This is a genomic window from Ktedonobacter sp. SOSP1-52 (assembly GCF_016587395.1).
On record NZ_BNJH01000002.1, the window covers coordinates 1599303 to 1613602 of the forward strand.

Genomic DNA, 14300 nt, shown 5'->3' on the forward strand with positions numbered 1-14300 from the left:
CCCCTTTCTAGACGGGCCGCTACCAGTTTTCTATGCTCATCCGTACCGGTTCTACACCCTCATACCGTACCATTGAGGCAGTATTACATACTTCCTATTTAGGAAACCTGAGCGCGAAGCGCTAGCCACGAGAGCGGCGTTGGTTTCCACATAAGAGGACAGTAGAGGTTACGAGGAATTCCTCGTATGAGTCTTCGGGGAGGAATAGCCATGGCTGTTCAAGCACAAGCGACCCAGGTCCAGCAAGACCTGGCGTTCAGTAGAAGCTACCTGCGCTACAAACGCCTGCTTGACATCGCGTTTACGCTTCTCATCGGCCCCTTTGTCTTGCTCGTGTGTCTCCTGGTCGCGCTCTGCGTTCGACTTGATTCACAAGGCCCGGTGTTCTTTCGCCAGAAGCGGGTGGGGCAAAATGGAAAAACCTTTGAGATGCTCAAGTTTCGTTCGATGTATACCGACAATGACCCCAGGCTCCATATCGAAAAGATTCAGCAGTATATGCGTGGCGAAAAGCTGAGTGAGGAGGCTGGTGAGGGCATGGCCTATAAGATCCACAAGGATCCCCGAATTACGAGGGTGGGCCGCATTATCCGCAAATTGAGTTTTGACGAGCTGCCACAATTCTGGAATGTCTTGCGAGGCGAGATGACACTGGTGGGGCCGCGCCCACCTCTATCCTATGAAGTCGAGATATACAAAGAGAGCGACTGGCTACGTCTCAGCGGCAAACCCGGCCTGACTGGAACCTGGCAGGTCTATGGCCGCTCGCGCGTGACCTTCCAGCAGATGGTTGAGATGGATATCGCGTACCTGCACCAGCAATCGCTCTGGCTCGATCTTAAGCTCATCGTCCTGACAGTACCCGTCATGCTCCTGGCCCGTGGTGGCGGTTGAGATTTTGTCTATATAGAGATAAAGAGCACAGGACCGTGGTCCTGTGCTCTTTATCTCTATACAGACATTGAAGGATATGAGGTACAAGCCTCTAGATGGAGAGAGCGCGCAAGGCCTTCCCGCTCTCTACGGGTACCTTTTGTTCCTCGTTACGGCGGATCAGGGTATAGCCTACACCGGGAACGGTCAATATATAACATGGATCGCTGGGACTGGGTTCAATCTTCTGGCGCAGGTGACGAATATGCGCTTTGATGAGGCAGGCATCACCATCGCCATCGTAGCCCCAGACATGAGTGACGATCTGATTTGCGGTGCAGACATCGTTTGCATTGATCGCCAGCAGGTGTAATAGTTTGCTCTCAGTCGGAGTCAGGCGCACCAGTTTGCCATGAACACTCACCTCATTATGCAACGAATCGACACGAAGAGGGCCTACTGTGACCACAGAGGAGGGGCGACGCTCCAACGTAGAGCGAGCGCGACGACTCACCGCACGAATCCTGGCCAGCAATTGTGCCGGGAAAAACGGCTTGCGTAAATAATCGTCCGCCCCCGACTCAAGGCAACGCACCTCGTCCTGTACCTCTTTACTATCGGTTAACACCAGCACCAGTGCATCGTGCTTGGCGCGTAAATCGCGACACATTTCCAGCACATTCCCCCCCTTCAACATAGGATCAATGATTACTAGATCGGGACGTTGTTCGAGCCATTCACTTCGGGCTCGCTCACTATTATAGGCTCTGTATACTTCATACCCCAGAGTTTTTAGCCAGCTTGTGAGCATTTCCACCAAATCACGGTCACTATCGATGACCAGCAATTTCATATGTCTCCTCCCCTGATAGACATAACACATCTGCATATTGCGAGTAGTTGCCCAATGAGTACCTGTCTCCCTTCTATGACCGCTTCTCATGCCATACAAGATCGTATCGATTGACGACAGGATATTTGAAATTCTCACCTGATACACAAAAGCAAAAAATTGTCTTCATCCCTCACATCCTTGTAGAAATTTTTGCGCAGAACGTTTCAAGTGCTTTGGCATAAACATAGCGAGGCTCGCTTCTCTTACAGTCTCCCCCAAGACATGCAAACAAAGAAATAATTGTCCTGCGTCAAGGAATATTCCTTTTTATACGTGCAGGACTCGCCAGGGTAGAAACAAGCCCCCCCATAAGCGTTGCTTATGGCTTTGCAAGAGGAGGACATGTATCGAAAAGTATCAAGATAGCAAGCTTAAGCTACGCAAAGCACGACAACGTTTGACATACATAAAAACAATAAGATACAATATACAAGATTTTAAATCTATTGCGCTAAAATTCACCATTATCCTCCTTCACACAAACACAACCATTATTTTAGCATATTTTTCGCTCTATGGCAGGCAAAGCAGGAAGCAATCACAAAAATATGTTTTTGCACTGCCCCCAGCTTCTTTGCACTTCCTAAATCTTAGACGCTTCCTCCACATTTTTTTGGGGCACTAAATGACTGGTTATTCTAGACAGACATCTTCTAGCAGCAAAGCATTCGGGGAGAATACAAACTGATCAATAAAAGGCTTCTTTCGTGCAGCACACATAAAGAGGGACATTGGGCGCGTTCTCTTTGAGGGAGTTGCTCTAAAAATTGAAGCAGAGGCAAGATGTCTTAACAAAAGTGTAAAGACATCTTGATTGGCGAGGGAAGAGATAGACGGGCTAGTAGGTCGCAAGCCGCGCAAGGAACCAGCGGGCCTGACAAATAACGTAAAAAGCGCTAGTACTTGTTAGTACTTGTTAATAACTGGTGGCGAGCAAACCAACACAAATGCCCAGTAATCCACCGACAAAAACCTGGATCGGGGTATGCCCAATCAGCTCACGCAAACGTTTTTCCGCGAAGGGGTGCCCCTGAAAGGCTTCATCAATCATCTGATTTAAAATACGCGCCTGAATACTCACTGCACGACGCACGCCTGCCGCGTCATACATCACGATACCTGCCAGGACGGCCGCGATGGCAAAAGCTGGCGAACTGATACCCATCACACGGCCCACAGCGGTAGCCAGCCCGGTCACCAGGGCGGAATGCGAACTTGGCATACCACCAGAAGAAACGAGACGACTCAGCACCAGGCGGCGTTCTTTAATAATCTCGCCCACCGTCTTGCTTACCTGGGCAAGCGCCCAGGCTAATACCGAAGCCAGGAGCACATGATTGTCTAAAAGCGTGTCACTAACCATAAATTAAAAGAGCTTCTCCCCTCTTACAGGTCCAATGATTGCAAGGACAACGCGCCCTCACTATCCACTTGCAGTTGTTGTACCGTTAACTCAGCCTTCTGTAAAAGTTCATTACAGTACTGAACAAGCGTCACACCCTCCTGATAAGAGCTGAGTGCCTGCTCTAAGGAAACCTGTCCATCTTTCAGGGCTGCAACCGTAGCTTCTAGCTTGGCAAAAGCCTCTTCAAACGATAATGCTTCCATGACCTTCTTCCTTCCCCACAAAACAATGGTAGAAAATACCTGACTGCCACCAGGCAAAACAGCAATGCAGCATATGGCAAGGACTCTTATCCCAGTTCTTCGCGTACAGACACAGGAATGCTGCCGTCCTGCACCTGAATACTCAAGGCATCCCCGGCCTGTACCTGCTTCACGCTTGTTATCAGCCGCTGGCCTGGCTCCTGTCTGACTACCGCATAGCCGCGTGTAATCGTCAAGAGCGGACTTAACGCGTGCAGTTGCAAGGTTTGTCCGCTGAGGCGCTCCGCGCGTATACTCAGCAGGTGGCGCATATGCGTCTGCAAGCGCTCACTGGCCTCGTCCAACTGCTGGCGATAGTTATTGATCTGTCCAACGGGACTCTTATGCTCAAGTTGATACTGGAGATCGGCAACCTGGGTCGCAAGCGCTTCCAGGCGTTCTTCCATCAGCGAGCCAAGCTCTTGCTGACGATCAAGCAACTCAATGCGCCAATCCTCGATGTTGGGAACTGCGGCAGTCGCGGCAGCGGTTGGCGTAGATGCGCGCAAATCGGCGACAAAGTCGGCCAGGGTAAAGTCCGTTTCATGGCCGACGCCACTAATCACAGGGATACTTGAGCGCGCAATGGCGCGCACCACGACCTCTTCGTTAAAGGCCCACAGCTCTTCGATGGAACCGCCGCCACGCCCGGCAATGATAACCTCTGCCTCCCCGTGCTCATTCAACGCATCGAGGGCGGCGGCAATAGAGGCAGGGGCTTCACTTCCCTGAACCTGTGCGGGGGCAAGAATCACGCGCGCCAGAGGGTAGCGCTGGCGCAAGACGCGCAACATATCGCGCAGGGCCGCAGCCTGCGGCGAAGTAACAATCCCAATAACTTCCGGGCGCTCGGGCAGCACTCGCTTTCGCTCTTCCGCGAAGAGTCCTTCCGCCTCCAGACGCGCTTTCAAGCGTTCCAGGCGCTCAAAGAGGGCGCCTACACCCAGAGGTTCGGCGCTCTCCACATAGAGTTGCAGCTTGCCGTCACGTTCATAGAATGAAATACGTCCATTCAGGGCGATTCCCATGCCATCGCGTAGCGTGGGAGCGGATGAACGCAGACGGGACTGCTTAAAGAAGACGCAGTTGAGCTGCGCGCCACTGTCCTTGAGGGTAAAATAACAATGACCGGAGGGGTAGGTCTTGCAATTGGAGACTTCGCCATACACCCGGACATCTTGTAGCATGTCATTGGTCTCAAGCCACTCTCGCAGGAAGACCGAGAGGGCCGAGACACTGATGGCTTCATTAAAGCCTGGAAGATGCATGGCGGTCATACCCTGCTATGCCTCCTCAGCCGTTTCAAGCGTCATCAAAGCCTGTCCATACTCCACAGGCTGGCCATCTTCCACGAGAAGCTCTAGCACACGGCCGGCAGCGCTCGCCTCAACTTCGTAGAGGACGTTGAGGGACTGAATTGAGCCAACCAGTTGTCCGACTTTGACTTTATCGCCCGCGGCAACCAGGGCTTTCCCTTTCGGCTTGGCCCAGGTGTGGAAAATTCCTACCAGCGGCGCCGTAACAGTATGCTGTGGAGGTGCAGACAACGAGGAGTCAGCCACTTCAACCACTGGCTCGCTAACACTGATCGCGGCGTTCTCTCCGGCCCTGGCCTTGCGCAAGACCAGGCGCGTTCCCGTCCCGCTATGCTTGACTTCAATTTCGGAAACGTCGCTTTTATCAAGCACTTTGACCAGGTGGGTCAGGTGTTCAATGCTCATCTGCTCCGTCTCTTGCTGCACTTCCTCTGGAAGTCTCTCTAATTGAGAGGAAGCACGTCTGCTGCCATCCATAATCATACTCCCATACTACATTTATAAATACTTAGTGAGCCAGATGCAGGCGCCTCGGTTGCCAATGGTTACGCGACGTCCCCTATGCTCACTCACTTCAGTTTCCAGGTATGCGCTGGTCTCTCCTATCTACGGAGATCGTGTCAGAGATAGACCAGCAGAACCGTTTTAGACACGCTCCACGTACTGACCCGTGCTGGTATTCACACGAATCGAGTCTTCGCTAGAAACAAACAAGGGTACCTGTACTACGAGACCCGTCTCGGTCGTCGCGGGCTTCGTACCACCTGTAGCGGTGTCGCCTTTGAAGCCGGGCTCGGTATAGGTTATTTTGAGTACGACCTTTTCAGGCAGCTCCACCGAGATAGGCTCTTCGTTGTAACGAATGATGTCAAGCTCAAGATTATCAATGAGATAATCCTTGGCATTGCCCAGTTGAGCCTCATTCAGGACAATATCATCATACGTGCTGGTATCCATAAAATGATACAGGTCATCGGCATTGTACTGATAGGTGACGTTCGAACGATCCAGATAGAGGCGTTTGAACTTATCGCCAGCGTCACATGTACGATCAAAAATCGCGCCGCTACGCAGGTTACGCAACTTCAGGCGCACGATAGCACCACCACGGCCAATTTTCACGTGCTGCCACTCGAGAATCGTGCAGGGATTCCCTTCAAACTCGATTGTGACGCCTTTTTTCAGGTCACCAGTGGAAATCATTCAGAAAACTCCTTTGACATTGAATGACCAATGGTCGTTCATCTGTATTTCTGTAGCAGAAAGCTACTTTTGTTCTTGTAAGAAGGCCACAAGCGCCTCCAGCGCCAGGAGGTACCCACGCCAACCCAGGCCCGCGATATGCCCATAGCTAATGGGAGCAATCACAGACTCATGGCGAAAAGGCTCCCGGGCATAGATATTGCTCAAATGGACCTCGATGATAGGTAGCCTGGTGCCCGCAAGCGCATCGCGCAAAGCATACGAGTAGTGCGTAAAGGCGCCAGGATTGATAATTATGCCCTCTACGCGCTCGGCATACTGCTGAATGGTATCGATCAGCACACCTTCATGGTTGGACTGTACACACTCTACTGTCGCTCCCAGACTGGCCGCTCGCTCCCGCAAACGCGCCTGGATCTGCTCGAGTGTCACACTGCCATATATCCCTGGGTCGCGCTTCCCCAACGTATTCAAGTTAGGTCCATTTAAAACCAGGATCTCCGCCATTGCCTATGACCTCGCTTCAGCGAAAAAATCTGTGACCACGCGCTCAACAAGATCATCGGGCATCTCAGTAATGACGACTTCGCCAATCCGTCGAGGCATGATCCAGCGAATACGTTTGCCCACGACTTTCTTATCCAGGCGCGTTTTCGCCAGTATATCCTGCGCCCGCACCGAACCCCGGTAGCGCGTGGGGAGTCCCAACGATGCGAGCAGTGCATTCTGGCGCTGCTCTTCTTCCGCGCTCCACATGCCAGCTTCACGCGCCATCTCAGCCGCAGCCACCATGCCCAGAGAAACCGCCTCGCCATGCAACCATTCACCGTAGCCCGCAACACTCTCCAGCGCATGGGCAACAGTATGACCATAATTCAAGATGGCGCGCAGGCTGCTCTCCGTCTCGTCTTCTTCAATAACCTGCACTTTGAGGTCGATGCAGCGAGCCACAATCTGGACCAGTAAGGAAGCAGGAAGGGACGAGAAATCGCGCAAAGCGTCTTTGTAGGTCTCCAAAAGCGCAAATAGCTTAGCGTCGAGTATGATACCATACTTTACAACTTCTGCCCATCCCTCTGTACGCTCCCGCACTGGCAGCGTCAGCAGGGTCCTGGGGTCCACCAGGACCAGGCGTGGATGGTAGAAGGCACCAATCAAGTTCTTGCCCTGGCGATGGTTGATACCGGTCTTGCCACCAATAGCCGCATCCACTTGGGCCAGCAGCGAGGTTGGCACCTGAATCAGGGGCACACCGCGCAGGTAAGTAGCAGCAGCAAATCCGACCAGGTCGCCAACAACGCCACCGCCAAGCGCGATTAGAACTTCGCGTCGCTCGGCATGGTGCTCAAGCAGCCAGTCATAGATCGCCTGTAGCTGTTCAGGTGATTTGCTCGCCTCGCCTGCCGGGACCGTGTAGAGATAGGGTTCAAATCCCTGTTGCTTCAGGCTATGCACAACCTGCTCGCCATAAAGTGCGCGCAAATTGCTATCCGTAAAGAGGAAGACTCGCGAGGGCAGTCCCAACTGTGTCAGATACTGCGGGAGCCGCTCCAGCCCTCCCCAATCCACCACGGTGTCATAGCCTCTACCAATGTGAACATGCCTGACAACAGGCGCCCCGTCCCTCGACGCATCAGCAGCGTTTACCATAGCCATAATCTCCATAACCACCCGTTCCACGCTCCGGCCATGAGTCTGGCATACCAGGTCAGCCTCCTCATACCAGGCGCGACGGGTCGTGTACAAATTCCGCAACGTGGCCAGGGGATCGGGACCGGCCAGCAGAGGCCGGATCTCGGGCGAGGTACTCTTGGCAAGAGAATGTGTATGCTGCGCTCGCAAGCGCTCAAGAGCCACCTCAGGCTCCGTTTGCAAGTAGACTCGAACACCATGCTTGGCCATCAGCCTGCGATTCTCCTCGCGCACCACCAGCCCCCCGCCTGTCGCCACAATCGCGCCCTCCTCATTTTGCGCGACACGCGCCAGGACACGACGCTCACACTCGCGAAAATACGCCTCACCATACCGGGTGAAAATCTCGGGGATACCCACGCCCTCTTCCTGCTCAATGAGAGCATCAATATCAAGCAACGGTCGCCGCAACTCTTGCGCAAGCAGGCGGCCCACCGTGCTCTTCCCGCTCCCTGAAAGCCCAATTAAAAAAACATGTCGCATGGCGCTATTGTAACATTAAACGGCCGGCGTGTGTATCATCTACTTTGAGAAGCCATGGTTAGGGAGTACAGGGCTTTCCAATTCTAATAAACCACACATTGTCCAGTAAGAACGAGATCAAGAGCTTGATCAATATGGGCATCAAAGTAGCGCATCTGGCGAGCGACATTGCGGACCCCCACGCGATCCATGAGACTCAAGACGGTGCTATTGAGCTGGGCCAGCAGACTGGGAACCACTCCTGTACGCGTTTGACAACCATCTTCGCCTAAGGTCACATCACGTCGATGATGGAGGCAATTTTCAACGGCCCAATGGGCTCTGATAAGTTCAAGCATGCATGTGGGAGGCGCTTGGTATATCGAGAGACTGCTCAACCCATAGACCACCTCGTGACGGATCTTTCCCGACTTGAGAATGCGCGTGGTTCTTTCCAGCCGAAAGACTTGCTCGATGCCCTCCCAATCTTTGCTAAACCAGTCGTTAAGATCAGGGCTACAAAGAATTTGGCGATGTTCCAAGCGCCCATGCCCTTTGTTCCAGGTTTCTGCCTGCTTCCAGCGCCGTCGATCAGGAGAAGGATCCTCAAAGAAGGCAACAATATCCTCTCGCAGCGTTGGCTGATTGTCCTTGGCAATCAAGATGTAGTCTCCACTCAAACGAAGGACCTGCGCGCACAGTTGCCGTTGAGTATGCATAGCATCAAGGGTGAGAATGCGCCCACGCACCCATGAAGGTGCAAATAAGGGCTTGAGGGCACTGATCTCATTTTCCTTGTCTTGCACATTGCAATGCCAAAGCACGGTGCCAGTCTGCACCTCATAGCAACTGAGTTGATGAACCGGGTGAGCCTCTTTGCTTGTGGCCCGCAGGGCTTTGCCATCAACAGCGACCTGAGCATGTTTGGCTTGGATGCCTGGCGTCAGCAGGCGACTGGGTTCCTCTCCACACCGGGCCTGGGCTTCCCAACGGGTGAAAAAGGCAGAAAGAAGCTCATCGAGATGCTTGCTGTCTACTCTGGCAAGGACATTGCAATAGGTCATCTGGCATGGCATCTGCTGGCGGGAGAGCCCAAAGCGCTGTGCTAAAGGCACTCGATGATGACGAACCCACTCGGTTGCTGCACTCAGGGTCTTTTGCCCTGCTAGTTTGGCAAGCACAAGCAGAGAAAGAACCAAGGCCAATTCGTATCGTTTTCCTTGTTTTCGTCTCGTATCTGAGAGGGCTCGCAAGCTCTGGTACAACGAATTGACGGGAAGCGTTTCTGGGTCGTGTTCGGCTCGTTTTGCGAGCATGAATGTGGTATAGTCCATGCAGAGTTTTCCTTGAGATGTGATTTGGTTTTGTATTCTACAAGGAAAACTCTTCTTTTTCACCTCCTTTGTGAGAATTGGAAAGCCCTGTAGGGAGTACTTTCAACTTGACAATCAGGGGAGGTCGTGGGACGATAGCAAGGTCAAAATAGAGTACTGTCTCTTTTTGCGCTTTAAAAGGGGCAAAACTCTTTCTCGCATATCTGAACGCGGCTCTTTATTTAAATATTCAAAAATTAATTTGGTGGAAAGTACTTGATCGCGCATGAACACAAACCTTCCTACGACCAGCGCTTCGCCTCAAGAGACGCTACCAGGCAGACGGCAAGAGGAGAACTCACTCGGCCTGTCAAAACGGCGCTCACGCTGGCTCAGGCTCTTTGATGCATGCATCCTTATTTTTCTATGCGCCGCTCTCTTCGCTGGCACCAGGCCGGCCCTTTTTAAAAATAATACCGACGCGGCAAAGTACCAGTGCTATGCGATGGCCTTCTGGCATACGCTCTCCATTACAGAGAGAGAGCCTTGGAAGACACAGTGTGGCTTTATCACACGCCCCATTACAGCGGACTATTTAGATGTTATTCCGCCTGGGCAAGATACGCCAACCCTGCTTGAGAAGGCCGAACGCTATGGTCTCCCGGCTTCGTTTGTGAATACCATCGAACAATGGCAATCCCCGAATACACGCTTTCACGCCCTTCCTAATGAGTATCCCATGCTGGTGCTGGTTCCCTTTTCGCTGAGCTTGATTGTGCCCAGCCACTGGTATCAGGTCGCCTTCGCGGGCTGGATGGCCCTCTTCGCGATCATTATCTACTACCTGCTGGTGCGCTATCGCTCTCGCGGTTCGGCCCTGGCATTTGTGATCTACCTTCTTGCCGGTTGTTATGCGACCGCGCTGGGACGTTTCGATCTTGTTCCCGCCCTGCTGACATTGCTGGCTATCATCTACGCGGACCGCTCACGCTGGAACTGGGCCTATGTCTACCTGGCGCTGGCGACGCTCTGTAAATTTTACCCGGTGATCCTGCTGATTCCATTCCTGCTCCAGCAGCAACGCGAGCTACAAGGTTCATGGCGCATACGCCAGCGCTGGCTTCCCCTGGGAATATTTGTCGCGCTCTGTAGTGCTGTGATGCTGCTCTCGCTGGCCCTGAGCATTGAGGGAACGCTCAAGCCCTTTACCTACTTTATCGGGCGCCCGACACAGGTAGAATCACTCCAGGCCACTATCGTGTGGTTTACCAGTCGGCACATTACGCATACCCCGCTCTCTTACCGCTATAGTTATGGCTCATTTAATATCTTTGGCACACCAGAGAAACTGGTAAGCACCCTGAGCACGGCCCTCCTTCTTTTAGGGCTTGCCTATATCTACTGGCTCCAGTGGCGCAACAAAATCGACCTGGCCGTCAGTAGCGTGCTGACACTACTCATCATCATCAGTACCGGCAAGGTATTTAGTCCTCAGTACCTGATCTGGGTCGCCCCGCTCATTGCCTATATTGGACGAGCCAGTTGGAAATGGCTGGTGCCCTGGACAGCATTGAGCCTGCTCACGACCTTCATCTATCCCTATCTGTATGGCAAGGCATTGCTTCACGACCTGCCCAATGTCTCAATCTTCTTCCCTTCGATCATGGTCCGCGATGTTGCGCTGCTGGGCATCATCCTGGGTATCCTCCTGGCTGCCACTCTGGGCTATCTCAAGCCACGCCACAGCAGAGTCGAAGCCAGCAAGCAGACGCCTCTCTCTACACCCGCCCTCTAACCCATTCAGACAAAAAGAGAGTTATAAACAGGATGGGCGCCTGGTGGAGGTGAATGCCTCCATCAGGCGCCCATCCTGTTTATAACTTTTAATACAATTCCTGGTTGTGGATATCGGTACTAAGCGTTGAGGCCAGGTTGAACGTGGTAGTATCCAGGGAGCTGACATACTGCTCGGAGGAGGGGGCCACGCCCTGGCGCTCAAAGGCGCGCGTACGGTTATCATAGACCTTAAACTGGCGGCCAAAGGAGAAGATATATTGCTGTAGCTGGCCCGTCTCACGATTGAGGACCAGGATATCATCTCCGTTCGCGCACTGGCCCTGGCCCAAACACTGGGAGCGGTCGGTAAATGAACCCACCAGGACTTGCCAGTGCTGGTCCCAGCTCTTTGTGACATATTGATGCGCCACTTGTAGCGTATCATCAAAGGCCAGGAATGTGCTCTGCCCCGCCTCGGGATCGTAGAGCATAACGCCTGTTGAAGAGGTGCCAAAGCTCCCCACGTATGGCAGGAGATTCTGCCCCCAGTCGGAGTAATCCACGCTCTGATCAACCGTGAGATCCGCCTTCAGGGACCTGATCTGCGCGCTACCGCTACTGGGATCATACAGAAGAATTTGCGCCCGCCCAGAGGCGTTAAAGTCTCCGCTGTAGATCATCCAGTTACCACTCAGATCACTCATATCCTGCTGTTTAGTCACCTTGAGCGAGCCATCCAGACCCAGCATACGCCCCTGACCATCGATGCGATCATAGAGGAAGATACCATCCTGATCGGGTCCTATGAAGCGACCCACGTACACCTCCCAGCTCGCGTGCCAGAGCGTATACACCTGGCGATGTTTGACCTGGAAGTTCTGATCAAAATCGAGCATGATCACATTGGCGGTCTTTCCCTGCATCTCCCAATCGGCAAGGCTGGTGCCACTGAGATCACCATTCGAGCCATCTACATTACTGGTATGGCTTGTGGCGGGAATAGTATATGCCGTAGGCTCCACGGTACTCTTCGCCTGTGTAGGTTGCGCCGCTGGTGTACTTGTCGACGATGGTGTTTGCGTCGGAGTAGGCGACGGCGCTACTGTCGGCGTAGGCGCGGCCTGCGTTGGGGTAGGCGTCGGCGTTGCCGTTGGACTTGGTGTCGGCGTTGCCGTTGGTGTTGGTGTTGGTGTTGGTGTTGGTGTTGGAGATGGCGTCACTGTAGGTGTTGGAGACGGCGTCGGACTTGGTGTCAGTGACGGTGTCGGTGACGGAGTAGGGCTCGGCGTCTTCGTCGGCGTCGGTGTCGGACTCGGCCTCTTCGTTGGTGTTGGTGTTGGTGTCTTTGTATGAGTTGGCGCTGGCGTTGGCGTTGTAGTGCCTGGATCAGTGGGAGTGGTGCCGCTTGTATCCCCACCATTATCCGTCGAATCGCTGGTCCCTGGATCATAGGCACTGGGATCGGCAAAACGGTTATACATCATAACAGAGCTACGCTTGCCATCAAAACGACCAACATAGAGCTCCCATCCCGGCCCCTCGCCATCAAGGACGACATGCTTTTTTATCGTCAAAGAGGTCGTTAGGCTGATAAGGTGAATCTTGCCTGTATCCCGATCATAGAGCAAAATATCTGATGCACCTGTGCCATCGAAGTCGCCCACGTGAATATCGAGCGACGAACCCCACTTGCCCGCTGGCACAGTAGAGTCACCTAAATCCACCAGTTTAGGGGCGCCTGGATTCATTCGCACGCCATGTGATATGCCATCATCAGAATTAGGCACAAAGGTTCCCGCCAGCGTTCGGCGCTTCTCCAACTGTAAGACCTGCAATTGCCCTTGCTTACGGTCATAGAGCAGGAGATCGCTATAGCCACTCCCGGTAAAGTCAGCATTAAACTCCTGATCGGAGGAAGCGGGAGAGAGTCCTAGCGAGATGCGGCTGGAGGTATAGGTCGTAGTAGCACTGGATGAGTTCAGTAGTGCGTTTGTCTGCTGCACCTGGGAACTCACATTGGGTGAAGTGCCAGCCAGCCTGGCAAAATGCTGGGTATCAAGCGTACGAGGGAAATAGATAAAGCGCAGCTGCCCATTCTGAAAATGGGTCGAGTTGATATAGTTTGTGTTGTAGTCGCGCCCGATATGCATGTAGGTAGTATCGCCATAATTTTGATAGGTCACATCAAAGGTCTGGCCATCGGGATACACAGATGAGACAAAGGCCACATGCCCCGGCGCTCCATAGGCCCAGACCCCATCGGCGACTGGAAAGACGGCTATCGCGCCCAGGCGTGGAACCGTACCGACTGCTAATCCCGCCCGTGTGGCGTCTACGGCCCACTCAGCGGCATTCCCCAGTTACGCGGGAGATCATACCCCAATAAATGCCACTGCTGCCACGCCCACCAGGTGCAATTGCCGCCGGTAGGAAACGGGCCAGGGCAAATGGGATAGGGGTTGCTATCGGGAGAGAATGTGACATGCTGGCACGATGTATCGACCGTCGCGACCGTATGCTGCTCCGTCTTGGCATAGGTCACTGAACTATTCCAGGGCGCAAACTCAATCGCGACAAGCGCACAAATAAATATAAGACTACACACATGTAAGACCAGGCGCCTACGTTGGACAACAGGTCTGCGAACACCAGGAAACATACTAAGAATCCCTTCTCAAAAGGAAAAATAACAGGAACAATCCTCGTCCTTCTTATAAAGGAAACCAATAGTAGTATCGCTTGCTTCATACCACTGGGCGCTTTCAGGCACGTCTTGCGCCTCAAAAAGTATAGCACCATATCTATGTATGGGCAAGCAAAAACGGACAGGATCAGGACCTATCGCTTATCTGTGAGCATACCCGAGGGCGCACTATACGCCATTCCTCCTCATCAGAAAAGAAGCCAGAAATTCCCTTGCCATAGATCAGATAGGAATTTTCCCGGCGCGAAAAAAAGGGCCAGAAAACCTATTGACAAAGTAGAGTCACAATGATATTATTCTCCATGTCGAGAGGGCGATTAGCTCAGTTGGTTAGAGCGCCACGTTGACATCGTGGAGGTCACAGATTCGAGTTCTGTATCGCCCATTTTTCCAGGCGGCTTCGTATGAAGCCGCTTTTT

General features: G+C 53.0%; 13 protein-coding genes, 1 tRNA gene and 1 pseudogene. 3 read left to right on the forward strand and 12 right to left on the reverse strand.

The window, feature by feature from the left end:
• Window positions 1-210 precede the first annotated feature (210 nt).
• Window positions 211-894: a sugar transferase gene (locus JMJ16_RS22370; RefSeq protein ID WP_201385151.1), complete on the forward strand. Its 684-nt coding sequence runs from the start codon at window positions 211-213 to the stop codon at window positions 892-894.
• A gap of 91 nt (window positions 895-985) precedes the next feature.
• On the opposite strand, the gene JMJ16_RS22375 is transcribed toward JMJ16_RS22370, so the two are convergent.
• From JMJ16_RS22375 to JMJ16_RS22415, 9 genes are all read right to left on the reverse strand, one after another.
• Window positions 986-1726, reverse strand: a complete 741-nt coding sequence (locus JMJ16_RS22375; protein WP_201385153.1) for a response regulator transcription factor — start codon at window positions 1724-1726, stop codon at window positions 986-988.
• A 958-nt stretch (window positions 1727-2684) separates the two neighbouring features.
• Entirely contained in the window at window positions 2685-3131 is a 447-nt protein-coding gene (locus tag JMJ16_RS22380; protein WP_007910796.1) for a divergent PAP2 family protein, read from the reverse strand.
• 23 nt (window positions 3132-3154) lie between these two features.
• Complete coding sequence (xseB, locus tag JMJ16_RS22385; RefSeq protein WP_201369177.1) at window positions 3155-3376, reverse strand: exodeoxyribonuclease VII small subunit; 222 nt, start codon at window positions 3374-3376, stop codon at window positions 3155-3157.
• A gap of 86 nt (window positions 3377-3462) precedes the next feature.
• A complete protein-coding gene (gene xseA, locus JMJ16_RS22390; protein WP_201385155.1) occupies window positions 3463-4692 on the reverse strand; it encodes an exodeoxyribonuclease VII large subunit in 1230 nt (409 codons plus the stop codon).
• Between the two features lie 6 nt (window positions 4693-4698).
• The gene (locus JMJ16_RS22395) at window positions 4699-5208 is read right to left on the reverse strand and encodes a biotin/lipoyl-containing protein (RefSeq protein ID WP_201385157.1); all 510 of its coding nucleotides are present in this window, start codon (window positions 5206-5208) and stop codon (window positions 4699-4701) included.
• A 168-nt stretch (window positions 5209-5376) separates the two neighbouring features.
• Complete coding sequence (efp, locus tag JMJ16_RS22400; RefSeq protein WP_201385159.1) at window positions 5377-5934, reverse strand: elongation factor P; 558 nt, start codon at window positions 5932-5934, stop codon at window positions 5377-5379.
• Between the two features lie 63 nt (window positions 5935-5997).
• The gene (gene aroQ, locus JMJ16_RS22405; RefSeq protein WP_201369181.1) at window positions 5998-6441 is read right to left on the reverse strand and encodes a type II 3-dehydroquinate dehydratase; all 444 of its coding nucleotides are present in this window, start codon (window positions 6439-6441) and stop codon (window positions 5998-6000) included.
• Between the two features lie 3 nt (window positions 6442-6444).
• On the reverse strand, window positions 6445-8109 hold the full coding sequence (gene aroB / locus JMJ16_RS22410; RefSeq protein WP_255553227.1) for a 3-dehydroquinate synthase: 1665 nt from the start codon (window positions 8107-8109) through the stop codon (window positions 6445-6447).
• Between the two features lie 83 nt (window positions 8110-8192).
• Window positions 8193-9422, reverse strand: a complete 1230-nt coding sequence (locus tag JMJ16_RS22415; protein WP_201377602.1) for an ISAs1 family transposase — start codon at window positions 9420-9422, stop codon at window positions 8193-8195.
• 265 nt (window positions 9423-9687) lie between these two features.
• Here JMJ16_RS22415 and JMJ16_RS22420 point away from each other — a divergent pair, with 265 nt between their 5' ends.
• On the forward strand, window positions 9688-11196 hold the full coding sequence (locus tag JMJ16_RS22420) for a glycosyltransferase family 87 protein (RefSeq protein WP_201385163.1): 1509 nt from the start codon (window positions 9688-9690) through the stop codon (window positions 11194-11196).
• A gap of 88 nt (window positions 11197-11284) precedes the next feature.
• On the opposite strand, the gene JMJ16_RS22425 is transcribed toward JMJ16_RS22420, so the two are convergent.
• The 3 genes and pseudogenes from JMJ16_RS22425 to JMJ16_RS22430 all read right to left on the reverse strand — a co-directional run bounded on the left by JMJ16_RS22425 (window position 11285) and on the right by JMJ16_RS22430 (window position 13836).
• On the reverse strand, window positions 11285-13405 hold the full coding sequence (locus tag JMJ16_RS22425) for a hypothetical protein (RefSeq protein WP_201385165.1): 2121 nt from the start codon (window positions 13403-13405) through the stop codon (window positions 11285-11287).
• Window positions 13406-13537: pseudogene (locus JMJ16_RS57210) on the reverse strand (hypothetical protein); the annotation flags it as partial.
• Window positions 13510-13836, reverse strand: a complete 327-nt coding sequence (locus JMJ16_RS22430) for a hypothetical protein (RefSeq protein WP_201385167.1) — start codon at window positions 13834-13836, stop codon at window positions 13510-13512. The pseudogene JMJ16_RS57210 and the gene JMJ16_RS22430, both read right to left, overlap by 28 nt.
• A gap of 356 nt (window positions 13837-14192) precedes the next feature.
• Here JMJ16_RS22430 and JMJ16_RS22435 point away from each other — a divergent pair.
• Window positions 14193-14266, forward strand: a tRNA-Val gene (locus tag JMJ16_RS22435).
• Window positions 14267-14300 lie beyond the last annotated feature (34 nt).